The 22,735-nt window shown below is 67.1% G+C and carries 18 protein-coding genes; 4 read left to right on the top strand and 14 right to left on the bottom strand.

The features are described from left to right. Positions 1-300: 300 nt before the first annotated feature. The 6 genes from ACTJK0_RS05935 to ACTJK0_RS05910 form a co-directional block, all read right to left on the bottom strand. Positions 301-3,162 (bottom strand): ATP-binding cassette domain-containing protein, encoded by a 2,862-nt coding sequence (locus ACTJK0_RS05935; RefSeq protein WP_440744592.1) that lies wholly within the window; start codon positions 3,160-3,162, stop codon positions 301-303. After that, positions 3,159-3,731 carry a hypothetical protein gene (locus ACTJK0_RS05930; RefSeq protein WP_440744591.1) on the bottom strand — a complete coding sequence of 191 codons (573 nt, stop codon included), beginning with the start codon at positions 3,729-3,731 and terminating at the stop codon, positions 3,159-3,161. Before ACTJK0_RS05930 ends, ACTJK0_RS05935 begins: the two co-directional genes overlap by 4 nt. A 161-nt stretch (positions 3,732-3,892) precedes the next feature. Then, positions 3,893-5,458, bottom strand: a complete 1,566-nt coding sequence (locus ACTJK0_RS05925; protein WP_440744618.1) for an APC family permease — start codon at positions 5,456-5,458, stop codon at positions 3,893-3,895. Positions 5,459-5,605: 147 nt separating this feature from the next. Then, positions 5,606-7,246, bottom strand: a complete 1,641-nt coding sequence (locus ACTJK0_RS05920) for a GMC family oxidoreductase (RefSeq protein ID WP_440744590.1) — start codon at positions 7,244-7,246, stop codon at positions 5,606-5,608. After that, on the bottom strand, positions 7,247-8,785 hold the full coding sequence (locus ACTJK0_RS05915) for an aldehyde dehydrogenase family protein (protein WP_440744589.1): 1,539 nt from the start codon (positions 8,783-8,785) through the stop codon (positions 7,247-7,249). A gap of 100 nt (positions 8,786-8,885) precedes the next feature. After that, positions 8,886-9,512: a TetR/AcrR family transcriptional regulator gene (locus ACTJK0_RS05910; RefSeq protein WP_440744588.1), complete on the bottom strand. Its 627-nt coding sequence runs from the start codon at positions 9,510-9,512 to the stop codon at positions 8,886-8,888. Between the two features lie 147 nt (positions 9,513-9,659). Here ACTJK0_RS05910 and ACTJK0_RS05905 point away from each other — a divergent pair, with 147 nt between their 5' ends. Then, entirely contained in the window at positions 9,660-9,848 is a 189-nt protein-coding gene (locus tag ACTJK0_RS05905) for a hypothetical protein (RefSeq protein WP_110545384.1), read from the top strand. Positions 9,849-9,903: 55 nt separating this feature from the next. Here the strand turns inward: ACTJK0_RS05905 and ACTJK0_RS05900 are convergent, their stop codons facing one another. After that, positions 9,904-10,881 carry an ABC transporter substrate-binding protein gene (locus ACTJK0_RS05900; RefSeq protein ID WP_110545382.1) on the bottom strand — a complete coding sequence of 326 codons (978 nt, stop codon included), beginning with the start codon at positions 10,879-10,881 and terminating at the stop codon, positions 9,904-9,906. Between the two features lie 318 nt (positions 10,882-11,199). Between ACTJK0_RS05900 and ACTJK0_RS05895 the strand changes: the two genes are divergently transcribed. Continuing rightward, on the top strand, positions 11,200-13,539 hold the full coding sequence (locus tag ACTJK0_RS05895) for a chromosome segregation ATPase (protein WP_110545381.1): 2,340 nt from the start codon (positions 11,200-11,202) through the stop codon (positions 13,537-13,539). Positions 13,540-13,642: 103 nt separating this feature from the next. Here ACTJK0_RS05895 and ACTJK0_RS05890 read toward each other — a convergent pair whose 3' ends face one another. Next, a complete protein-coding gene (locus ACTJK0_RS05890; RefSeq protein WP_110545379.1) occupies positions 13,643-14,341 on the bottom strand; it encodes a type 1 glutamine amidotransferase domain-containing protein in 699 nt (232 codons plus the stop codon). 24 nt (positions 14,342-14,365) lie between these two features. Then, a complete protein-coding gene (locus tag ACTJK0_RS05885; protein WP_110545377.1) occupies positions 14,366-15,238 on the bottom strand; it encodes an aldo/keto reductase in 873 nt (290 codons plus the stop codon). A 139-nt stretch (positions 15,239-15,377) separates the two neighbouring features. On the opposite strand from ACTJK0_RS05885, the gene ACTJK0_RS05880 reads away from it, so the two are divergent. Further along, positions 15,378-16,370: an LLM class flavin-dependent oxidoreductase gene (locus tag ACTJK0_RS05880; RefSeq protein WP_440744587.1), complete on the top strand. Its 993-nt coding sequence runs from the start codon at positions 15,378-15,380 to the stop codon at positions 16,368-16,370. A 2-nt stretch (positions 16,371-16,372) separates the two neighbouring features. Next, positions 16,373-17,836, top strand: a complete 1,464-nt coding sequence (locus tag ACTJK0_RS05875) for an MFS transporter (RefSeq protein WP_440744586.1) — start codon at positions 16,373-16,375, stop codon at positions 17,834-17,836. Positions 17,837-17,902: 66 nt separating this feature from the next. On the opposite strand, the gene ACTJK0_RS05870 is transcribed toward ACTJK0_RS05875, so the two are convergent. From ACTJK0_RS05870 to ACTJK0_RS05850, 5 genes are all read right to left on the bottom strand, one after another. Next, entirely contained in the window at positions 17,903-19,003 is a 1,101-nt protein-coding gene (locus tag ACTJK0_RS05870; RefSeq protein ID WP_440744585.1) for a D-TA family PLP-dependent enzyme, read from the bottom strand. Between the two features lie 26 nt (positions 19,004-19,029). Then, positions 19,030-20,163 (bottom strand): FAD-dependent oxidoreductase, encoded by a 1,134-nt coding sequence (locus tag ACTJK0_RS05865; RefSeq protein WP_440744584.1) that lies wholly within the window; start codon positions 20,161-20,163, stop codon positions 19,030-19,032. 66 nt (positions 20,164-20,229) lie between these two features. Further along, positions 20,230-21,156 (bottom strand): AEC family transporter, encoded by a 927-nt coding sequence (locus ACTJK0_RS05860; protein WP_440744583.1) that lies wholly within the window; start codon positions 21,154-21,156, stop codon positions 20,230-20,232. 69 nt (positions 21,157-21,225) lie between these two features. Then, positions 21,226-21,651, bottom strand: coding sequence for an aspartate 1-decarboxylase (panD, locus tag ACTJK0_RS05855; RefSeq protein ID WP_440166843.1), 426 nt, complete (start codon positions 21,649-21,651; stop codon positions 21,226-21,228). Positions 21,652-21,814: 163 nt separating this feature from the next. Further along, positions 21,815-22,729, bottom strand: coding sequence for a LysR family transcriptional regulator (locus ACTJK0_RS05850; RefSeq protein WP_440744582.1), 915 nt, complete (start codon positions 22,727-22,729; stop codon positions 21,815-21,817). Between the last annotated feature and the right edge of the window lie 6 nt (positions 22,730-22,735).

Genomic DNA, 22,735 nt, shown 5'->3' with positions numbered 1-22,735 from the left:
GGGGAGGGTCCTACGCCGGGCGGGACACGACAGTGTGCCGCCAGGGCAGGCAAGGACAAGGCAGTGCCGCGAGGCAGGAAATCAGTGCAGGAAAAGGAAAGCCATGGAGTGGCATGGGGCTCCGGGTGGTTTCAGCGGAAGAAGCGCTGAGACCTGCCGGCCCTTAGGGCATCAGGGAAGTGTCAGCGCGCGGACTGCGTCGCGAAACCTGAAATGCCCGTCAAAACATTGCCTAACACTGGGGAATAGAGGACACCAGTGTCACAAATCCATTCGTTGAAGGCAACCTGCCTGTCTTCTTCAAGGCGTGAGTAGGTGCCGGTCGCTGCCATGCGGTGATGGTGTCCGGGAGGCCTGGACGTCCGCGCCGGCAGCGCCGCCGGAAACCGGCTTCACCCGCCGCAGCGCGGCGAGAATCGCCCTGCCCACCACAGCGATGCCGATCACCGTGGTGACGGCGCGCAGGGTGTCCCAGCCCGCCGTCGAGGTCAGCAGCGAGTACAGCAGGAAGCTGCTGAGGTTGGTGCCCAGCGGCGCACCCGGCACATAGGAAATGCCGGTGCCGGCGCCCACCGCAAACGGCCAAAACCACAGGTTGGTCAGCAGCCCGAACAGATACGACGCCACCACGCCGTAGCCGGCCAGCATCCACAGTTCGGCCTTGCCGCGGACCCGGCGGGGGAGCAGGCCGGCTCCCGCGCCCACCCACGCGCAGGCGAAGATCTGGAACGGTGTCCACGGCCCGATCCCGCCCCACAGCGCGCTGGACACGGCGATGGTGGCCGCGCCCAGCAGCAGGCCGAACCGGGCACCGAACGCGCGGCCGGCCAGGATCAGCAGGATGAAGACCGCTTCCACGCCGCCGACGCCGGTGCTCGCCACCCGGACAGCGGAACCGACGGCAGCCAGGACGCCGAGCAGCGCCACGGTATGCGCCGAACGCACCGAACCGTCCAGGGACACCACGACGGCGACCACCGCCACGGGCGCGATCGCCAACGCCGCGTAGGGCAGGGCGGCCGTGGCGTCCTGGGGGAGGGCAGCGGCGAGCAGGGGCCAGCAGAACGTCGCCAGGGCCAGCAGGTTGGCAGCCGCAAGGACTGCGAGCTCGACGGCCCGCGGCACCCGGACGCGGCGCTGCGGCCGTTTCACAGCGGGAAGATCAGGCTGGGGTTCGGGCCATGGGGCCAGCCGTTGTGCCGCGGGAACGGCTGCGGCTGGTTCGACTTGATTGGCTGTCGGGGACGAGGGCGCAATCCCGTCCCGCATCGGCAGGATCCGGGCGCCAAGGCCATAGGCAAAGTCGACATCGTGCGTGGCGATCAGGACTGCCGTGCCGTCGTCCGCCGCCGCGCGCAGTGCTGACGAGACGGCTGCCCGGGCCGCGGGATCCAGGCCGCGGGTGGGCTCATCGATCAGGAGGACCGGCGGTTTGTCCATGGTCTGCAGGGCGATGGCGAGGATCCGGCGCTCGCCGGCGGAAAGGTCCCGGGGGTGTTCGTGGCCGACGGGCATCCCGGCATCTCCCCGCAGGAGGGCCAGGCGTGATGCGGCGACGCCTGGCTCGATGCGGGCTCGCCTGATGCGTGCCAGGCGCCGCTCGGCGGCACGGAGTTCTCCGGCGACAGTGTCCCTGGTGAAAAGGTCGTCGGAGGCGTCCGGCACCAAGGCCACCCGGCCGCCGTCGGCCGTCTTCCCACCGGCATTTCCACCGGCCGTGGTTCCAGCGACAGCCCCCTCGCCCAGGGCCAGCGCCACCAGCAGCGACGACTTCCCGGCCCCGTTCGGCCCCACCAGGGCCACCACTTCGCCACGATGCAGGGCCAGGGATGCATCGCGGACCAGCGGCTTGCCGCCACGATGGACTGAAAGGTTCGCCGCCATCAGCACGGGCGTGGAGTCCGCCAACGGCCGGGCCGGGCCTCCGTCAGAACGGGCAGTCGGGGCAGTTGGCGCAACGCCGGGCACCAGGGCATCGCGCTCGAGGGTCCACCACGAATCGGCCACGGGGACCAGCGCCGCCGCCCGGTGCTCCGCCACGATCACGCAGACGCCCGCCTGGTGGGCCAGGGCGTCGAGCACGGAAATGACCAGGGCGCGGGCTGCGGCGTCGAGGTCGGCCAGTGGCTCGTCCACCAGGAGAAGCCTGGGCTGGTCCACGACGGCGGCGGCGATGGCCACCAGCGTTGCCTCACCCGCAGAGAGGGTGCTGACGTTCCGGTCCAGCAGCGCCGTGACTCCGGTGAGTGCAGCGACCTCCTGCACCCGCATCTTTGCGGCAGCGGCAGGCATGCCGCGCAGTTCGAGGGCCAGGGCGATGTCGTCCCGGACCCGGGTGGTGGCGAACGCAGCCCGGGGGTTCTGCAGGACCACGCCCACCAGGCGGGCAGTGTCACGCGGCGGGGCAGCAGCGCGGTCCAGCCTGCCGACCCGCACCATCCCGGAAAGGTCTCCGCCGTCGACGTGGGAAAGCAGGCCGGCGATGCCGCGCAGGATGGTGGACTTGCCGGAGCCGGTGGGTCCGGTGATGACGGTGATGGAGCCGCCGGACGGCGCAAACTTCTCCACCTTTATGCATGCTGCACCAATCCGGAACTGTGCGTCCCGGACCTCAAGCGGTGCGCCGCCGTCGTTCCCCTTCTGCTGCGCCGCCCGGCTCCCGAAGCCGCGCAGCTCCAGGGCCGCGGCAACCCGGCCGGCGTGTTCGAGGGTGCGTTCCAGCACGGGCACCAGGGCGCGGGGGCCGAAGCGCTCACCCCGCAGCCGAAACGCCAGCCGGACGGAGGCCACGGCGTCGGCCAGGGCGGGGAGCGCGGCCCACGCCACCACCAGCATCCGGGCCACGCCCTGAAGTGGACCGCCGCGGGCCAGCCGCACGAAACCCCGGGACACATCGAACCAAGCGTTGAACAGGCCGAAGGCGAGGATGGTCGCGGCAATGGGCAGTGCGGACAGCACGGCCGCCCACAGTCCGGGCCCGGTGACCGGACCCAGGAACACCACATGGGCGTACGGAGCGGGGAGCCGCAGCGGCGGCAGGTCGAGCAGGAGGGGGCTGCCGGTGCCCGCGCCATTGAAGAGGACGCGGTAGATGACCCGCGCCGCAACGAACACAGCGGCGAGGACTGCCGCTGCGCGCAACGGCGCGGGCCGGAAGGTCATGCGGCGGGGGCGGCCGGCTCGCCGTCGACCGAGAAGAGCAGCTCCAGGCTCTCGCCCGGGTTGACCTTCAGGGTTGCCAGGCCTTCCTGGGCGTAGGCCCAGTCACCCGAGGCGGGCTTGACCCACAGACCCCAGTAGGCGAACGCGGCGGGCATACCCTTGCATTCCTCGCGGTAGGTGCCGTCCTTGTGTTTGATGTCCAGGTCGGCGGCGGGCACACCGTTCACCCGGCACACGATTTCGTTGGGGTACTGGGTGGTGCCCTCGGTCTTGATCTTTGCCTCCTCCAGCACCTTGGACGCCACAGTGGGTCCGTCCACGGAAACGCAGGTGGAGGTGTTGGCGGCGGACTGTTTCAGGGCGCCGGAGTCAACGATGACCTTCACGCCGGCGCAAGGGCCGGCGGCGGTGGAAGAGGCGCTGGCCGAAGCTGCTGCCGGGGAGGCAGAGCCGGAGGCAGCGGGGCTGGACTGGGTGGCGGCAGGCGTTGAACAGCCCGCGAGGGCAAGCAGGAGACCGGCGGCGGCAAGGGGGCCCGCGGCCGCGGTACGGATCTTAGTCAAAGTCACTTGTCAAGGGTAGGACGTTGCCGGTCGGGATCCGCCAGGGCTTTCGTTGTATGACGCCGGTACTCAACATGGCAGAGCCGGGGACGCAGAAAGGGCCGACGGCGGCACTCACGTGNCGCCGTCGGCCCGTTCCTTTGAAGGTGCTGCTGCAGCAGCGGCCTTTATGGCACCTGCGCGTCCACCAGCTGGTGCTCTTCCGAAGCGTTGGCGGCGGTGGACGCCGACGCCGGGTGGGCAGCGACGGCGGCCGCGTGCTCGGCCAGCACGCCGGTTTGGTGGCGGATCTTCAGGCGGTAGAGCAGGGTCCCGCCAATGACCACGGCGGCCACGAAGATCACGCCGCCCCACTGCAGGTACCACTCGAAGGGCGGCACGGAGTTGTAAATCTCCGGGCGCGGCCACACCAGGTTGAGGGTCATGGCGGCACCCCACAGGACGGCGAGGATGTTCACGGGAAGACCCCACTTGCCCATGGAGAATCCGGGCTCGGAACCATCCGCGACGAGCGGCCACTTCTTCAGCAGCCGCTTACGCAGCAGCGGAACCGTGACCAGGAGGTAGGACAGGTAGATCAGGACGATGCTGATGCTGGACAGGATGGTGAAGATGGCCGGCTGCATCACGTTGACCAGCAGCGGGATGACGGCCATGACGCCGATGACGATCGCGGCGACGGTGGGGGTCCTGCGGACCGGATCCACCTTGCTGAGCTGCCGGCTGAAGGGCAGGTTGTTGTCACGGGCCATGGCGAACATCATGCGGATGGCGGCGGCGTGGACGGCGAGGGTGCACACCACCACTGCCACGACGATGCAGGCCAGGAAGGCCTTGCCGAAAGGGCCGCCCAGGACGGAGAGCACGATGTGCTGCAGGCCGCCGTCGGGGGAACCAATCTGGGGGTCGGTGAGGTCCGGCGCTGCCAGGATGCCGAACAGCAGGATTCCGCCGCCCAGCAGGAAGGACGCCGTAACAGCCCGCAGGATGGCCTTGGGAGCGGTCTTCTTGGGGTCCTTGGTTTCCTCGCCCAGCGAGCTGGCGGTGTCGAAGCCGTACATGACGTAGCCGGAGGCCATGGCGCCGATCAGGAAGACGCCGAAGAAGCCGAGGTCGTGGCCCTCGCCAAAGCCGTTGGTCTGGAAGAAGACTTCCGGCCCGCGCACCACGTGCCAGGCCAGGGCGAGGATCAGCAGCACGGCCGCGATCAGTTCAACGAAAACACCGATGCTGTTGATCCTGGTCATCAGCTTCACGCCGAACGCGTTGATCAGGGTGGAGATGGTGATCATGATGGTGGCCAGCACCACGCCGTTCATGGCGAAGTCGTACGGTCCGGTGCCGTCACCGACGAACTGGAACCCGGACCAGAGCTGCGGGAGGGTGATCTGCAGGGCCAGGGCCACGGAGCCCAGCGCCATGATGGAGGACAGCAGCAACAGCCAGCCGGCCAGCCAGGACGATGTCCCGGACGCGAGCCGCTTGGCCCAGTTGTAGACGGAGCCGGCGACGGGGTAGCGGCCGGCCAGTTCGGCGAAACACAGGGCCACCATGAGCTGGCCGACGAACACGATGGGCCAGGACCAGGCATACGCCGGGCCGGCCATGGAAAAGCCAAAGTAAAACAGTTGGAAAACACCGGTGAGGATGGAGATGTAGCTGACACCCGCGGCGAAGCTGGCGAACTTGCCGATGCTTCGGTCGAGGGTCTGGGTGTAGCCGAATTCGTCCATGCCGCTTGAATCAATACTCTTGCTGGGTTCCAATTTGGACTCCTGGGTCAGAAAGCACGATGGGGACCGGCCGCCCTGGGGTGCGGCGGAATAACGTTTGCGGGGGCCGTTGCTGTTGGTCAGGACGGCCCCCTGATGAGCTGCCGCTTAGGCGAGGGACGTGGTGAGCTCCGGCTCTTCCAGTGCATCTGCCCCGGCGTGGCCTGCCCGGATGAGATCGGCACAGCGCTCGCCGATCATCATGACGGTGATGTTGGGGTTGACGGTGACGTGTTCGGGCATGACGGACGCGTCGGCAACACGGAGGCCTGTGACGCCCTTGACCCGCAGCTCCGGATCCAGTGGCGACATGTCGTCGTCGTACGCTCCCATCCGGACGGTGCCCACCGGGTGGTAGACGGTGTTGTGGGTCTTGCGGATGTAGTCCTTCAGTTCCTCATCCGTCTGCGCCTCGATGCCGGGCGAGAGCTCGCGGCCCGTCCATTCCGCCATGGCGGGCTGGGCGGCGATTTCGCGGGCCTTGCGGATGCCGGCCACCATGACGCGCATGTCGTGGCCCTCCGGATCGGTGAAGTAGCGCGGGTCCACCATGGGCTTGTCGCGGAAGTCGCGGCTGCGCAGCCGGACTGTTCCGCGGGAGCGGGCGTGGGTGACGTTGGGGGTGAGGCTGAAGCCGTTTTCCGTGGTGGGGTAGCCGTGCCGCAGGGTGTTCATGTCGAACGGGACGGAGCCGTAGTGCATCATCAGGTCGGGGCGGTCAAGGCCGTCCTCGGTGGGGGTGAAGATGCCGATTTCCCACCACTGGGTGGAGGTCTGCACCATGGGCTGCTTTGCCTCGAACTGCACCACGCCTTCGGGGTGGTCCTGCAGGTGCTCGCCCACGCCGGGGGAGTCCACCAGGACCTCGATGCCGTGCTGGGCCAGGTGCGCGGCCGGGCCGATGCCGGAGAGCATGAGCAGCTTGGGGGAGTCGATGGCGCCGGTGGAGACCACTACCTCGAGGTTGGCGGAGAGCCGGTGGGTGCGGCCGAACGCCCCGTCAACGACGTCCACGCCGGTGCAGCGCTTGTCCGCGTCGAACACCAACTGGCGGGCACGCAGCCCGGTCAGCAGGGTGAAGTTGGGGCGGTCCACGATGGGGTGGATGTAGGACACGGAGCTGGAAGCCCTGGTGCCGTCCGCCTGCCGGTTGATCTGGAAGAAGTTGGCGCCGTTGACCACCGTGGTTCCGGTGTTGAACTTCGCCCGCGGGATGCCTGCCTGCTCACAGGCGTCCAGGAGCGCGACGCCGGCGGGATCCGCCGGGGGCACGTTCATCAGGTGCACGGGGCCGGAGTCGCCGTGGTGGGGGGCCTGCGGACCGGCGTCCTCATTGGTTTCCAGCCGCTTGTAGAGCGGCCAGGCAGCGTCGGCGTTCCAGCCGGTGGCGCCGTACTTGGATTCCCACTCGTCCAGGTCCTCGCGGGGCGCCCAGAAGGCGATGCAGGAGTTGTGGCTGGAGCAGCCGCCCATGACCTTGGCGCGGGCGTGGCGCATGAAGGAGTTGCCGTTCTCTTGCGGCTCGACGGGGTAGTCCCAGTCGTAGCCGGATTCCAGCAGTTCCATCCAGCGGTCCAGCTGCAGGATTTCGGGGATGTTCCGGTCGTCCGGGCCCGCCTCGACGAGGGCCACGGTGACGTCCGGGTCCTCGCTCAGCCGTGCGGCGACTGCGGCGCCGGCGGATCCGCCGCCGATGACGAGGTAATCGAATGAGCGCTCGGTGAGCTGCTCGATGTTGTCGACGTGCATCTAGTTCTCCTTGCCGTGGTCAGCAAACCAGCCGGTGACCTGGGGGCTGGTGTTCTGGTAGATGTGTTTGGCTTCCTGGTACTCGGCCAGGCCGGTGGGGCCCAGTTCGCGGCCGACGCCGGACTGGCCGAAGCCGCCCCATTCGGCCTGGGGGAGGTAGGGGTGGTAGTCGTTGATCCAGATGGTGCCGTGCCGCAGCCGGCCTGCCACGCGCTGGGCCTTGCCGGCGTCCTGGGTCCAGACGGCGCCCGCCAGGCCGTAGATGGTGTCGTTGGCAGTGGCCACGGCCTCGTCCTCGGTGCGGAATGTCTCCACGGTGACCACGGGGCCGAACGCCTCGTCAACCACCACGGACATGCCCCGCTGCACGCGGTCCAGGATGGTCGGCTGGTAGTAGAAGCCGGCATCGTACTTTTCTCCGGACGCGGCTGCGCCGCCGGTGCGCACCCGCGCGCCTTCCTCGATGCCGCGCTGGACGTAGGCGTGGACCTTGTCCCGGTGGGCGGCGGAAATCAGCGGCCCGGTTTCGGCGGCGTCGTCAAAGGGGCCGCCGATCCGGATGCCCTGGGCCCGGCGGACCAGTTCGTCCACGAAGCGTTCGGCGATGGATTCCTCCACCAGCAGCCGTGCCCCTGCCGAGCAGACCTGCCCGGAGTGGACGAAAGCGCCGTTGAGGGCGTTGTCCACGGCGGCGTCGAAGTCGGCGTCCGCGAAAACGACGTTCGGGTTCTTGCCGCCCAGTTCCAGCGCCACCTTCTTGACGGTGGCTGCGGCGGCTGCCGCGATGCGCTTGCCGGTTTCCAGGCCCCCGGTAAAGGAGACGAGGTCGACGGCGGGGTGTTCCGAAAGCGGTGCGCCCGCCTCCGCGCCGGCCCCGGTCACGAGGTTGGCGACGCCGGCCGGCAGGCCAAGGTCCTGCAGCAGCTGCATGGCCAGGATGCTGGTGGACGGGGTCAGTTCGGAGGGCTTGAGGACAAAGGTGCAGCCGGCGGCCAGTGCGGGGGCGATCTTCCATGCGGCCTGGAGCAGCGGGTAGTTCCAGGGGGTGATCAGTCCGCAGACCCCGACGGGTTCGTAGACGATCCTGCTGGCGACGTCTGGGTTCCCGGCGTCGACGACGCGTCCCGACTGCTGCCCGGCGAGCCTGCCGAAATACTCGAAGCAGGCCGCGACGTCGTCCATGTCGATGCGGCTTTCGATGATCCGCTTTCCGGTATCAAGCGACTCGGCGCGGGCGAATTCTTCCCGCCGTTCGCGCAGGCCGGCTGCGACCTTCAGGAGGAACGTGCCGCGCTCGGGTGCCGGGACTGAGGACCAGGCACCTGAGTCGAAGGCGCTGCGGGCCGCCATGATGGCGCGTTCGGCGTCGTCCCGGCCGGCCTCCGACACGAGGGCTACCAGCTGGCCGTCGGCAGGGTTCCTGATTTCGCGTACGGCCCCTGATGCCGCGGCCTCCCAGGCTCCGTTGATGAAGAGGGAGGATGCGGTGGTGGTTTCTGCCTTGGGGCTGCCGTCCTGTACTGCTGTGGCGTAAGTCATACCGAGGACAGTAATGCACTTTGAACGACTGTTCAATAGTTATTTTGAACAATCGTTCAATGCTACGCGGGGAGCTGCCGGCGTTGTGCTGCGGGTGCTCTCAGTCCCGACCGGGTTCCGTGGTGGTGCTGGTGTTGGCCGGAACCGGTGCGAAGGCGATCTCCTCCGTGCGGGCGATGCTCCGCTGGGTGGCGGCCCGGTCCACCCCGAGAAGCGCGGTCAACCACATGCCGTTTTGGATGACGACAATATCGGCGGCCCGGTCCCTGCATGCCTTCCAAGGGAGCTCCGGAATCGCATTGGACACCAGCGTGGCGAGCCCGTCCAGGTACCGGTCGAATGCCGCCGCGTTGATCAGGGCGTAATCCTCGTCAGCCCGGGCCAGGGCCCACAAGTGCAGTCGAAGTGACAGGTAGCGGGTGGTCAGCAAATCTGCGCCGGCCACTCGATGCAGTGCCTGGCGCAGTTGTTCCTCCGGAGTCAGTGCCGGGTCCTGCGCAACCAGCAGGAGGTCGTGCTCATCCACCCGGCGCAGGGCGGCCCGGATGAGCGTGGTCTTGTCGTCGTAGTAGTAGTTAACCAGGCCCAGCGCCACGCCGGCCTCGCGGGCCACGGCCCGCATGCTCACGCCGGAGATGCCGTGGCGCGACAGCAAATCCATCGCCGCGTCAAGAATGCGCGTCTGCTTGTCTATCTGTTCGCCCGAGTTCACGGCACTGGTCCCCATATGGCCAGACTATTGCCTTAGGGACCGGGAACGCACTTCCACCGCCGGAGCCGGCCGAACCCCGCGGCCCAGCTGATAATCTGGAAAAGGCCTCGAGCAGAGTTGGGCTTCCATGCCCCCAGGGATCCAATGTTCGGCCGGAGATAAATGGAAAGCGCAAGCCTCATTGCCCTCTTTTTTGCCGGAGCCATGGGCACAGCCAGGAGCGCACAGCCCAACGCACCGCAAATCATCGACAAACCCACCCGCATTTCGGCTGCCGTGCTGGCCACCAGGAGCCGCATCGCCACCTTCCTGCACCGGCTGGCTTGGGCGGTGGAACCCGACCCCCGCTGACGCAGCTGAGTCCCCGCCGGGAAGCCCGGCGGGGACTCATTCGTCGGCAGGATGCCTACTTCTTTGGCAGGCCCGCCGGGTTCAGTTCGGACTTCTGGATAGCCTCGGAAGAGAGGCCCCAGCGGTCCAGGATCCTTGCATAGGTGCCGTCCGCGATGAGGTGGTTCAGGGCAGCCTGGGCCGCCGCCGCAAGGCCGTTGCCCTTCTTGGTGGTGAAGGCGATCTGCGCCGTCAAAGGCCAGCCGCCGTTCAGCGTGCCCACCTGCTTCGTCTTCCCGTCCTGGGCCGCCTTGTAGGCGGCGGCCGCGTTGGGGCCAAAGGTCAGGTCCGCGCGGCCTGACTGAAGGGCCAGGCTCGAGGCGGAGTCGTCGTCGTAATACTGGAACTGCACCGGCGCCAAACCGTTCCTTTTGTTCTCCTCGTCCCAGCGCACCAGGATGGCTTCCTGGTTGGTTCCGGAGCCCACGATGATCTTCCTGCCGGCCACATCCTTGGCTTCCTTGATGTCGCCGATGCTGGAATCACTTTTGGCGTAGAAGCCCAGCAGGTCGTTGCGGTAGGTGGCGAAGTCAAACTTCTCCTTCCGCGCCTCGGTGACGGTCACGTTGGACAGCACGGCCTCGTACTTGGCCGATTCGATGCCCAGCGGCCAGTCGGCCCAGGCGACGGGAAGGACTTCGACCTGAAGGCCGAGCGATTCCCCCACCGCATAGGCGATGTCCACCTCGCTGCCGATCAGGGTCTTGTTGTCCGTGGCGAAAAGGCTCAGTGGCGCCGTGCCGCCGGTGGTCACCACGGTCAGCTTGCCGTCGGCCTTAATGGGCTCCGGGACCAGCGCTGCCGCGGCGGGATCGGTTGAGACATTGAAGCGGTCCTGGTCCGGGGAGAGGTTGAAGGTCTTGCCGGCGGAGTTGGTGGCGGACGACGACGGTGCTGCCGCCGCCGAGGCGCCCGGGTCGGAGCAGGCGGCCAGTCCCAACAATGCGGAGACGGCAACGGCCACGGCGGCTACGGGTCTGGTGGTGATGGTCATGGTTCCTCCTTGGAGGGGTGGGGGATGCGGGCCGATGGTGCGCGTTGCTGCAACTATCCGCCAGCCGCCGGCGGCGAATCAAAGGCCCTGAAACGCTGGGATACAGGGAGTAACGGCGGTTAACCGGACGACCGCGGCGGTCATATTCGGGCCAGGGGAGGGTCCGGGAGGACGGGCGTCACGGTTTCAGCAGAAAACGAGTACCCGGGTGAAAAAGACAGGTGGTGACTACGCGTGTTCTCCCCGTATGCCGGAATTTACGGTGGGGCAATGAGGCGGCCAAAGTGGCCCGCTGCAACGGTCTTATCAGGAGCTCGCATGCGCACTTCCCCTTCCCCGTCCACGTCTGTTCTGACCCGGCGTCTTGCCGCCGCAGTGGTCCTGCCCGGGTTGCTCACCACCAGCCTGGTGCTCGTCCAGCCGGCACTTGCAGCCACAACATCCACCACGGGAATGTGTAACGGGGTGGTCAATCAGCTGTCACACCGCGGCGCCGTCCAGGAGAACCTCCTGAAGGCCGCCGCCAAGAAGAATGCCGATGCGATCTCCGCGTTGCAGGCGGACAAGGCCACGCTCCAGGCACAAGCGGATGCATTGGCCGCGCAAAAGGCCGACGCGGACAAGGCGCTGGCTGACCTAGCGACCCAGGAGACACAGCTGGACAGTGAGGAAGCAGCAGCGCAGACAGAGCTGAATAACCTGACCGAGGACCAAAAGAGCCTGGCCGCCCAAGTGGAGGCAACGAAAGCCGCCATTACCGACCTTCAGGGCCAGCAGGCAAGCGTTGAGAGCCAGCTGGCACCGCTGCAGGATGAACTCGCAGCAGCCCAGACGGCCTCCGCCGCCCTCAAGGACCAGGCAGACAAGCTGGCAGCAGAGCTGGTGGCCAACAGCCAAGCCGTCGCGGCCGCCCAGACGGAGCTTTCCGCGCTGCAGCAGGCTGCGGACCAGGCGGCTTCCGACCTCGCTGCCAAGGAAACCCAGATCCAGCAGGCACAGGATCAGCTGGCTGACCTGACCGCCCAGGCGCAGCAGGCCGCCGCCGCGGTGGATGCTGCACAGACTGCAGTCGATGACGCACAAGCTGAGCTGACGAGGTTGCAGCAGGCAGGAGACACGGCGGTCGCAGTCTTGGAGGCCCAGCAGGCCAAGGTTGACGCTGCGAAGACGACGCTGGCGGGCCTGCAGGAGACTGCCGCAGCTGCGGATGCCGCAGTGACCGGAAAGAACGCGGAAATTGCAGCGGCACAGGCGCAACTCGCCGCCCTGCAGTCCGCGGCCTCCAGTGCCAAGGCGGCGCTCGATGCCAAGAATGCCGATATTACGGCAGCCCAGACGGCCCTGCAGACCCTTCAAGCCAACGCGGCGGCAGCGGCCAAGGCTGTCAGCGACAACAATGCCAAGATTGCTGCGGTGACCGCCGACATCACCACCCTTCAGAACCAGATCGCAACGGTGAACGGCCAGATTGCAACGAAGCAGGCCGCGCTGACCCAGGCCCAGAACGACTTGGCCACGCTCACGTCGCAAAAGACCAGCCTTGAGGGCCAGATCGCCGACCTGACCAGGCAGATCGATGCCATCAACGGCAACTCGCAGAAAAAGCGGGATCTGATTGCTCAGCGCGACGGCCTGCAGAGCCAGTTGACGGCAGTGAATAGCCAGATCGCCGACAAGAACACACTGATCTCCGGGCTCCAGGGCGACCTGAAGACCCTCCAGACGCAAGTGGACAGTTTGAACTCACAATTGCTGGCAAAGCAGCAGGAAAGCAGCACACTGCAGCAGAACGCTGCCCCGCTGCAGGCGGCGCTCGACGCCGCGAACGCTGCAGTGACCGCAAAACAGAACGACATTGCCACCCTCAAGGCGCAGGTGCCCGCGCTCCAGGACGCCGTGAACCTGGCCAACGCGGCTGTTGCCACGAAGCAGGCGGAGCTCACCACCCTGCAGGGAGAGCTCCCGGGGCTCGAGCAGGCAGCGAAAGACGCTGCTGCCGCGGTGACGGCCCAGCAGCAGGTGGTGAAGGACCTCGAAGCCGCCTTGCCCACCCTCACGGACAACGTTGAGCAGGCCCAGGAGGCCATTACTGACCAGCGGGCTATCCTCGACGGCTTGAACGGGACCCTGGCCCAGGCAAAGGACGCGCTGGCAGCGGCCAACGGAGCGGTGGATGACAAGAACGCCGAGATATCAGCCCTGCAGCTGCAGCTTCCGGCGCTTCAAGCCACCCTGGACGCCGCCAACACGGCCGTTGCCTCGAAGACGGCGGACATCGCGGCGCTCAACCAGTTGGGTGACGACCTGGTGGCACGGATTACGGCCCTCAACGGCCAGATCGCCACCGCCGAAGCCAACGTCCTTGAGCTGCAGACGCGGGTACAGCCGCTGCTGGACCAGCTCGACAGCCTCAACGGGGAGATCAGCACGGCGGAAGCAAACCTCAAGGTGCTGCAGGGTCAGCTGAGCACGGTGGACGCCCAGGTTACCGCCGCCCAGGACACTCTCCGGGCACTCCAGGCCAAGAAGGGGAACAACGCCGACGCGATCAAGGCGCAGAAGCTGCTGGTGTCCAGCCTGCAGACCCAGCTGGCGGACATCCAGAAGCAGATCGCAGCGATCGACCCCTCCATCGCGAACGGGGGCTGTGCCGCCTGATCACAAGGAATGAAGGCCGGCGCCCAACGACGTGCGCCGCAAGGAGGGGACCAGCCCATGCGAACTGGTCCCCTCTTTACTGCACTGCCTGTTGAACTGCGGGCTACGGCAGGGCAGCCAGGACTTCCTTTGCCACGTCCTCGCTGGACTGCGGGTTCTGCCCGGTGATGAGGTTGCCGTCACGGACCACGTTGGAGCTCCAGGCCGCACCGTTCTCCACAACGGCGCCCTTCTCCTTCAGCGCATCCTCCACCAGCCAGGGCGTGTTCTCGCCGGTCCCGCCGCCGAGCTCTTCCTCGTTGGTGAAGACCGTCAGGCGGCGGCCCTTGAAAGCGAACCCGCCGTCGTCGTCCGTTGCGCTCAGCAGTCCCGCCGGACCGTGGCAGAACGGAGCGATGATCTTGCCGTCCCTGTTGGCCGCCACCAGGAGCCGGCCAAGGTCGGCGTCCTTGTAGAGGTCGGCCATGGGGCCGTGGCCGCCGGGCATGACGACGGCGTCATACGCGGCAATGTCGACGTCGGCCAGGACCAGCGGGTGCGACAGCTCGCCGTCGATCTTTGCCAGGTAGTCCCGGAAGCCCTGCGCCCGGTCCTCGCCGCCCGCGGACTCTGGAGCCAGGCTTACTTGGTCCACGGTGGGCTTCCTGCCGCCGGGGGTGGCGATGTGGACCGTGTTTCCGGCGTCGGTCAGGGTCTGGTGTGATACCACCAGTTCCTCTGCCCAGTAGCCGGTGGGGTGTTCGCTGCCGTCCTTCATGGTGAGGGAATCGGCGGCCGATACGACCATCAGGATGTTTGCCATGGTGTAGCTCCTTTCTCTAAATCTTTAGTTGCCGGCCGCTTCGAGCTCGGCGTAAGTGTCGTCGTCGAGCGTGATGCCGGCGGCGGCCATGTTCTCTTCAAGGTGCTGCACGGAACCGGTGCCCGGGATGGGCATCATGACGGGGGAGCGGCGCAGCAGCCAGGCCAGTGCCACCTGGGAGGTGGTGGCGCCCAGACGCTTGGCTGCTTCGTCCAGCGGGCCGCCCGGCCGGGCAAGCTCGCCCGCCGAAATCGGTGCCCACGGGATGAAGCCGATGCCGTTCTCCTCGGAGTAGCGCAGCACGTCCTCAGAGCTGCGGTCAGTCAGGTTGTAGCGGTTCTGCACGGTGGACACGGTGAAGTGCTTCCCGGCCGCTTCGAGCTCCGCCACGCTGACCTGGGACAGGCCGAGGGCCCGGACCTTGCCTTCGTCCTGGAGCTCGCGGAGCACGCCAAACTGTTCCTCAGCGTCCACCTTCGGGTCGATGCGGTGCAGCTGCAGCAGGTCCAGGGTGTCCACCTTGAGCTTGCGCAGGCTCAGTTCCGTCTGCTGGCGCAGGTATTCCGGCCGGCCCACGGGGATCCACTTGTTGGGTCCGGTGCGCGTGAAGCCCACCTTCGTGGCGATCTTCAGCCCCTCCTGGTACGGATGCAGGGCCTCGGCGATGATTTCCTCGCTGATGTTGGGGCCATAGGAGTCAGCGGTGTCAATGAAGTCCACGCCGAGTTCGACGGCGCGGCGCAGCACGGCCACGGCGGCCTTGCGGTCTGCGGGCTCACCCCAGACACCGTCACCGACGATGCGCATGGCACCGAAGCCGAGCCTGTGCACGGTTCCCAGATCCTTCAGGTCAATCGTTGCGGACAGTTCCAGCTGGTTCGTTGAATCATGGCTCATAGGGGCGGCAACCTCATCAGTGTGCTGAGTATTCCGGAAATCACGAAATAAGCCGGGGACCGCCGTCGTTATGTATCAAGTGCCGCCGTGATCCGGCCGGCGCCTTCTTACGAAACGTTCCTGAAAGGCCGCATCCGACGTGACTCTTCCCCTCTCCATCCTTGACCTGGCAACCATCGGCAAAGGCCAGACGGCGGCGGAGAGCCTGGCGGGCAGCGTGGCCATGGCGCAAAGCGCCGAAAAGCTGGGCTACCGGCGCGTCTGGTACGCGGAGCACCACAACATGTCCTCCATCGCTTCCTCTGCCACCAGCGTGCTGATCGCCCACGTGGCCGCGCATACCGAAAGCATCCGCCTGGGGGCCGGCGGCATTATGCTGCCCAACCATTCCCCGCTGACCATCGCCGAACAGTTCGGAACCCTCGAAACCCTGCACCCGGGCCGGATCGACCTTGGCCTGGGCCGGGCCCCGGGCAGCGACCAAAACACCATGCGGGCCCTGCGCCGCGACCCGATGTCCGCGGACAGCTTCCCGCAGGACGTCCTGGAACTCCAGGGCTACCTGACCGGCCCCACCCGCATCCAGGGCGTTGAGGCTACGCCCGGCAAGGGAACCAACGTGCCGCTGTACATCCTGGGTTCCTCCCTGTTCGGCGCCCGGCTGGCCGCGCAGTTGGGCCTGCCGTATGCCTTCGCCTCGCACTTCGCCCCCGCGGCCCTGCAGGATGCCGTGGCCACCTACCGCCGCGAATTCAAGCCCTCCGCCCAACTGGACGCCCCGCACGTCATCGCCGGCGTCAACGTCATCGCCGCCGACTCCGCGTCCGAAGCCCAGGAGATGCTGCAGGCCACCAAGCGCGCCCGCGTCTCGCTGTTCTTCGGCGGCGGCACCCGCGAATTCACCGACGACGAAGCGGACATGATCCTCGACTCGCCGCAAGGACGGCACATGGCACAAATGATGACCTACTCCGCCGTGGGCACCCCTGACATGGTGATGGACTACCTGGACAGCTTCGGCAAGCACGCCGACGCCGACGAACTCATCGTGGCCCACCAGAGCCCGGGCACCGAGGCACGGCTGCGCTCCGTCGAACTGCTGGCCCAGGCCGCCGGACTGGTGCGGGTCTGACCATGGCGAACGTAAAAGACGGCGTAGGGTTCCGGTCCGAGCGGGGACCCATCCTTATTGCCCTGATGCTCTCCACCGGCCTGGTGGCCATCGACTCAACCATCGTGGCCACGGCGGTGCCGTCGATCGTCCGTGACGTGGGTGGCTTCTCGTCCTTCCCCTGGCTTTTCTCTGCGTACCTGCTGGCGCAGGCAGTGTCCGTGCCCATCTACGGCAAACTCTCGGACATGGCAGGGCGCAAGCCCATTATCCTGATCGGGATTGGCCTGTTCCTCCTCGGCTCGGTGCTCTGCGGGGTCGCATGGAGCATGCCCTCGCTGATCGCCTTCCGGGCCCTGCAGGGACTCGGTGCCGGTGCGGTACTGCCGGTGGCCGTCACCATCGCCGGCGACATCTACACCCTTCAGGAGCGCGCGAAGGTCCAGGGCTACCTGGCCAGCGTCTGGGCCATCTCCTCCGTGGTGGGCCCCAGCCTGGGCGGCATCTTTTCAGCATTGGGCATCTGGCGCGGCATCTTCCTTGTCAACGTGCCGCTCTGCCTGCTGGCCGGATGGATGCTGATCCGCACCCTCCACGAAAACGTGGAACGCGCCACGCACAAGGTGGACTACGCCGGGGCGGTGCTGCTGGCCGGATCGCTCGGCCTGCTCATCCTCGGCGCCCTCCAGGGCGGCCAGGCGTGGGCATGGAACTCGCCCATCAGCATTGGCGTGTTTGTTGTCGGGGCCGTGCTCCTGGTTGCGTTCCTGCTGGTGGAGCGGCGGGCAGCGGAACCCATCCTCCCGGCCTGGGTAGTGTCCCGCCGCCTGTTGGCCACCACCGCGCTGGTGTCCTTCGGGGTTGGCGCGATGATGATCGGGCTGACCTCCTACGTGCCCACCTTCCTGGAAGGAGCATTGTCCTCCTCGCCGCTGGTCGCGGGCCTGGCGCTTGCAGCCCTGACGCTGGGCTGGCCGCTCAGTGCCTCGCAGGCCGGGAAGTTCTACCTGCGGATCGGGTTCAAGTCCACTGCCCTGATCGGCATCGCCATTGCGGTGGCCGGCCTGCTGATCCTGTCCCTGACGGCCGCTTCCCCCAACGTGGCGCTGATCGCCATCAGCTGCTTCGTCGTCGGGCTTGGCCTGGGCCTGCTGGCCACGCCCACCTTGATTTCCGCCCAGTCCAGCGTGCCGTGGCATGAACGCGGCGTGGTGACCAGCACCAACATGTTTGCCCGCTCCATCGGCAGCGCCCTGGGCGTGGCTGTGTTCGGTGCCGTGGCCAACTCCATCTACGGCGGCAGCAGTGGAGGCAACGCCGATCCCGCCACGGTGATCAGCGCCTCCGGGGCTGTGTTCCTGGCCGCGCTGGTGGCCGGGTTGCTGACGGTGGCCGCGGTGCTGGCGATGCCTGTGGTGAGGGCAGAAGACAGCGGCAAGTTCGACGCCGAGCCGATGCCCACCAGTGCGGAAGGCAGCTCCAGCTAGGCTGCCGCCGGCGGGGATGTTCCTACAGACAAGCCCTAAGGGCGAATGTGTGTTTTCTTCCCAGCGCTATTTGTTTTTTCCGCGTGCGGCTACGCGCCAGCGGTCCACGATTTTGCCGCTGTTGACGACAGTGATCTCGTCAACCAGATTCACGGCCACGCATACGTGGTTCGGTATTACCCGTAACCGCCCTCCGAGAGGCGGGAGCTCTGCATCTGCTGGCCAGACCACGGTCGCGTGATGTTCCGAGAGCGCGGTGATACGTGCTTCGGGATAGTCGAGCAGACGTCCAAAGCCGGTGGCCCACGCAGGTCGGTCGCCGCCTAGGATTTTGCTGCCAGAGTCCAGGACGATCCGTCGCGGTATGACGTCGTCGCCCTCATGCCGGCTTACCACTGTTGCGGCGACGGTCAGCGCGATGTCTTCAGGGGCGCATCGTTCCAGTTCCAGTTGCTGGGCGTCATTGAACACATAAACTCCTGGCCGGACCTCGGTGGCTACGGAATCACCGGTGAGAGTGGCTGTGGGAGTTGAACCGCCGCTGCGATGCAGGATTTCAAATCCTGCTTGTGTGAGCAGGTCCGAGGCCTGCCTGAGGGCCAACCGTTCTTCTTCGGTTGCTTTCAGGGGCATCCCGGGGGCGTAGCTGTGGCCCGGGAAGGTGAAGACGCCTTTGACCCTCAGCCCGGCGCGTGCCGCGGCGTGGGCCACGTCAACGACCGCACCTGGGGCGATTCCGCTTCGGTGATGGCCACTGTCGATTTCCAGCAGCACGTCAAAGTCGCCGGTTGCGTCATCCAAGGACGCTCCCATTGCTTGGGCGGCCTCCCGTGAATCGAGTCCTACTGAGATCTTTGTGGTGGCAGCAAGCCGGCGCAGGCGTTCGGCTTGACGAGGACCGACCCAGATGGGGTAAGCGATGAAGATGTCGGTAGCTCCGTGTTCTGCGAAGACTTCAGCCTCCCCGAGGGTGGCTACAGTGATGCCGACTGCACCGGCCGCCAGCTGCAGTTGCGCGATTTCGGGCACCTTGTGGGTTTTCACGTGGGGTCGGAGGCTCAAGCCTTTCGCCTGGACGGCAGCGGCCATGCGGTCGATGTTCCGCTGGAGCACATCCCGGTCGACCAGGATCTCTGGAGTGTCGACTTCCTCTGGGATTGTCATCACTGGTTCTCTTTCTCTAGGTCGGGCCCCTAGCGGGACGCCCGGAAGATCGACGGCGCGGGCCGGGTCCCGGTGGCAAGGTCGGCGAGGATCCGCCCCACCACCGGCGTGAACTTGAAGCCGTGGCCGGAGAAGCCCGCACCGATGACGACGGGCCCGATGCGGTCCAGGACAAAGTCCTCGTCCGGGGTGGTGGTGTACGTGCAGCTAATGGCCTCGAAGGAATCGGCGTCGACGCCGGGCAGCCACTGCCGTGCGTAGTCCTGCAGGGCGGCGAGCTGTTTCGGTTCGGGCAGGAAGTCCCGGTGGTCCGGGTCCACCACGGGGCCCACGCCGTGCCAGCCGGCCTTAATGCCTTCGCCGGGGGTCTGCATCCCGTAGACGGGGGAGTACCAGCCCTGGTAGTCGGGGCCCGGGTAGTGGTTGAAGCCGGGCCACACCGCGCCCGGGTCCGCCACTCGGAAATGCGCGGGCTGCTCCTGCGTCACCCGCAGCTTCGGGATCCGGAACGTTGCAGCGTCCTTGCCCGCAACCCTGGCCAGCAGCTTCTCCGTCCAGCCGCCGGCCGTGACCACGGCCTGGGCTGCGGTGACCACCTCGGTGCCCCCAGCGGATTCAAGCACCAGCCGCACGCCGTCGTCGAAAACCTCGAAGTCCACCACCTTGGTGTGGTGCCTGATCTCGGCGCCCCGGTCTGAAGCCAGCCGCTGGAAGGCGGGCAGCGCCGCCTCCGGGTTGAGCTGGCCGCCGTCGGGCATATGCAGGACCTGCTGGTCGAACCGGATGCCGCGCCATCGTTCTCCGGCCTCGGCGGGGTCCAGGAATTCGGCGCCGATACCGGCCTCGATGAGGGCCTGGGAGACCTTCGGCAGGTCCCCGCCGGGGCCGTGGGCGACAATGCCGGTGCGCGCCAGCAACTGCACGCCGCTGTCCTGCTCCAGTTCCTCCCACAGCGCCAGCCCCTCCGCGAGCATGTCCACGTAGTCGGGCTGATGGTAACCGGGGTTCAGGTTGCGGGTGGCGCCGTGGGACGCGCCGATCTTGTGCCCGGGGCCGAACTGCTCCACCAGCGTCACCTCGCGGCCCCGGCGGGACAGCGCCCACGCTGCCGCAGAGCCCATGGCTCCGCCGCCAATCACCACGGTATCCAACACGGTATTCATCAGCCCTCCAGGGGTCGGTGCTGTCATAGGGGTCAGTGCTGCCATCAACAGTTACGCCGGCCACGGTCAGGCCAGCAAGAGCGCGACGCCGATCATCGCCGGTACTGCCACCACGGTGGTGATCAGCACGGTGTCCTTGGCAACGGTCAGCCCGGTCTGGTACCTGCTGGCGGCCACGAAGACGTTCTGCGCGGTGGGCAGGGCGGACGTGACCACCAGCGCGAACAGTGCGTGGCCGTCCATTCCCAGCGCGAAGCGGGCGAAAACATAGGCGAGCGCCGGCTGCACGGCGAGCTTGAAGCCGCTGGCCAGCAGGGTGTCCACCCGGCGCCCCGCCGAGGCCTGCAGCGGCCGGGTACCGTTCAGGCTCATGCCGAACGCGATCAGCATCGCGGGGATGGCGGCGCCGCCGATCAGGTGGATGGGCTCCATGACCAGCGCCGGAACCTGGAAGCCGGTACCGGCCACCAGCAGTCCCAGGCCGGACCCCACGATCATGGGGTTGCGCAGGATCATGAGGAAGAACCCGATCACGGTGGTGCGGTGCGTGCTGGTGCTCGAGTCCAGGATCATCAGGAACATCGGCGTGAAGAACGCCAGCTGGAAGATCAGCAGTGGGGCCACGTAGCTTGCGTCGCCCAGGACATATACCGCGATGGGAATACCCAGGTTCGCGGAGTTCGCCAGGGATGCGGACATGGCCGACATCAGCGACTCGGGCAGTGCCCGCTTCAGCCAGAACCTGGCGATCGTGAAAAAGATAGCCGCCGTGGTCATTGCCGCCGCGGCCGTGACCAGCAGGGGCTCGGCGAACACTTCCTGCAGGCGGGCCTTGCTGAGGGTTTCAAAGAGGAGGGCGGGGCTGGCGACGAAGAAGGTGAGGCCGCTGAGGACGGGCCGCGCGTTGTCCCCCAGGATCTTCCGCCGGCCCACGAACCATCCCACCAGGATGATGCACCAGACCACGAAGAAGCCGGCCAGCACTCCTAGCAAGGGTCAGCCTTGTGGCAATTGCCTGCCTTTTGGGCGCAGCGGAGGAAGGGGCCGGGACACACGCTCCGGTTACAGGGTGGCGTTGTTAAGCGCGAAAGGGGGGCGCATCATGCCGGGCGTGAGGCCCTCCGCGGGATCATTGCCCAGCTGGATGATCCGGTTGTCCTGGTCTACGTGGACCACCTTGGGCTCGTAGGCCCTGGCCTCTTCGGTGGTCATTTCGGCGTAGGTGATCAGGATGACGATGTCGTTCTCGTGCATCAGGTGCGCCGCTGCACCGTTGATGCCGATCACGCCGGAACCGCGCTCACCGGCGATGGTGTACGTCTCAAGCCGCGCGCCGTTAGTGACGTCCACGATGGACACCAGCTCGCCGGGAAGGATGTCGGCGGCTTCGAGCAGATCGAGGTCGACGGTGACAGAACCTACATAGTGCAGGTCGGCGTGCGTCACGGTGGCCCGGTGGATTTTGGACTTGAACATTGTTCGATTCATAACGGCTCCAGTCTAGACCTGCGGCCCGTTGCCTGCAGTGACGCAGGAAACACTGCAGTCACGTACGCGGGCGTAGTGTCAGCCGGGCTCCAGGCAGGGGGCGCCCCTGCGCAGCCACGTGCTCTCTGGCGGCGCAGCAAGGGAGGGGTACGACGGCGGCCGGTCACCCGGCGTCGTCCCTTGCCACTGCCGCGGCTGCCGCAGCGAGGGTCTCCCTGGCGGCAAGGATGGCCGGGCGCTGCGCGCTGGAGCGGCGGACCGAGGTGAAAATGGTGCGGTGCGGCTTGCCGGGAAGCTCCAGCAACTGGGCCGTGGTGCCGCGGCCGGTCCACACCAGGTCAGGCATCAGCGCCACCGCGTTGCCGGACTCGATCAGCCGGGCCTGGGCCTGGAGGTCGGCGGTTTCGAACCGGACATCCGGTTCGAAGCCGGCACTGCGGCACGCCTGTTCCGCCCAGTGCCGGGACGCTGCACCCCGGGGTTCCATGACCCAGGCCAGCTCTGCCGTGTGCTCGATCCCGCGGATGGCCGTCCCGCCGTCCGCCGCCGGCGGAACGGCCAGCCGGATGGCGTCGGTGGTCAGCTTCACCCGGTCCAGCTCGGGGTAGCGGGGGGCAGCGTGCCCGGGGTACTGCTCCGCGATCACCAGGTCGAAGTCCCGGGCCCAGGTTTCGTGCAGCGCGGTTTCCGGTTCGCGCTGGATCATCTCGATCCGCACCTCGGGGTAGGTGGTGGCCATCCGGGTCAGAGTGTCCGGCATCAGCGCCAGTGCCGCCGACTGGAACACGGCAATCCTCACGGTGCCGGTCACGGTGGTCAGTGACGCGGCCAGGTCTGCCTCGGCCTGCTCCATGGTCTCCAGCAACTGCGCCGTGTGGGCCACCAGCACCTCGGCCTGCGGCGTCAGCTGCACCCGCCGCCCGGTCTTCCGGAGCAGCTCAACGCCCACTTCCTTCTCCAGGAGGGCCAGCTGCTGCGATACCGACGACGGGCTGTACTGCAGTGCCTCGGCCACCTCTGCAAGGGTCCCCCGGATGCTTAACTCGCGGAGCAGGCGGAGCCGGCGAACGTCCAGCATGATGCA

The organism is Paenarthrobacter sp. 22069, assembly GCF_052046035.1.
In the GTDB taxonomy this organism is placed as follows: domain Bacteria; phylum Actinomycetota; class Actinomycetes; order Actinomycetales; family Micrococcaceae; genus Arthrobacter.
The sequence above is the reverse complement of the archived record's forward strand: the minus strand, read 5'-3'. Positions and strand labels throughout refer to the sequence as shown.

Coding starts and splice junctions, on each gene's coding strand:
- ACTJK0_RS05935 (WP_440744592.1), bottom strand. CDS start 3,162: ATGACCTTCCGGCCCGCGCCGTTGCGCGCAGCGGCAGTCCTCGCCGCT.
- ACTJK0_RS05925 (WP_440744618.1), bottom strand. CDS start 5,458: ATGGACGAATTCGGCTACACCCAGACCCTCGACCGAAGCATCGGCAAG.
- ACTJK0_RS05920 (WP_440744590.1), bottom strand. CDS start 7,246: ATGCACGTCGACAACATCGAGCAGCTCACCGAGCGCTCATTCGATTAC.
- ACTJK0_RS05915 (WP_440744589.1), bottom strand. CDS start 8,785: ATGACTTACGCCACAGCAGTACAGGACGGCAGCCCCAAGGCAGAAACC.
- ACTJK0_RS05910 (WP_440744588.1), bottom strand. CDS start 9,512: ATGGGGACCAGTGCCGTGAACTCGGGCGAACAGATAGACAAGCAGACG.
- ACTJK0_RS05905 (WP_110545384.1), top strand. CDS start 9,660: ATGGAAAGCGCAAGCCTCATTGCCCTCTTTTTTGCCGGAGCCATGGGC.
- ACTJK0_RS05900 (WP_110545382.1), bottom strand. CDS start 10,881: ATGACCATCACCACCAGACCCGTAGCCGCCGTGGCCGTTGCCGTCTCC.
- ACTJK0_RS05895 (WP_110545381.1), top strand. CDS start 11,200: ATGCGCACTTCCCCTTCCCCGTCCACGTCTGTTCTGACCCGGCGTCTT.
- ACTJK0_RS05890 (WP_110545379.1), bottom strand. CDS start 14,341: ATGGCAAACATCCTGATGGTCGTATCGGCCGCCGATTCCCTCACCATG.
- ACTJK0_RS05885 (WP_110545377.1), bottom strand. CDS start 15,238: ATGAGCCATGATTCAACGAACCAGCTGGAACTGTCCGCAACGATTGAC.
- ACTJK0_RS05875 (WP_440744586.1), top strand. CDS start 16,373: ATGGCGAACGTAAAAGACGGCGTAGGGTTCCGGTCCGAGCGGGGACCC.
- ACTJK0_RS05865 (WP_440744584.1), bottom strand. CDS start 20,163: ATGAATACCGTGTTGGATACCGTGGTGATTGGCGGCGGAGCCATGGGC.
- panD (WP_440166843.1), bottom strand. CDS start 21,651: ATGAATCGAACAATGTTCAAGTCCAAAATCCACCGGGCCACCGTGACG.
- ACTJK0_RS05850 (WP_440744582.1), bottom strand. CDS start 22,729: ATGCTGGACGTTCGCCGGCTCCGCCTGCTCCGCGAGTTAAGCATCCGG.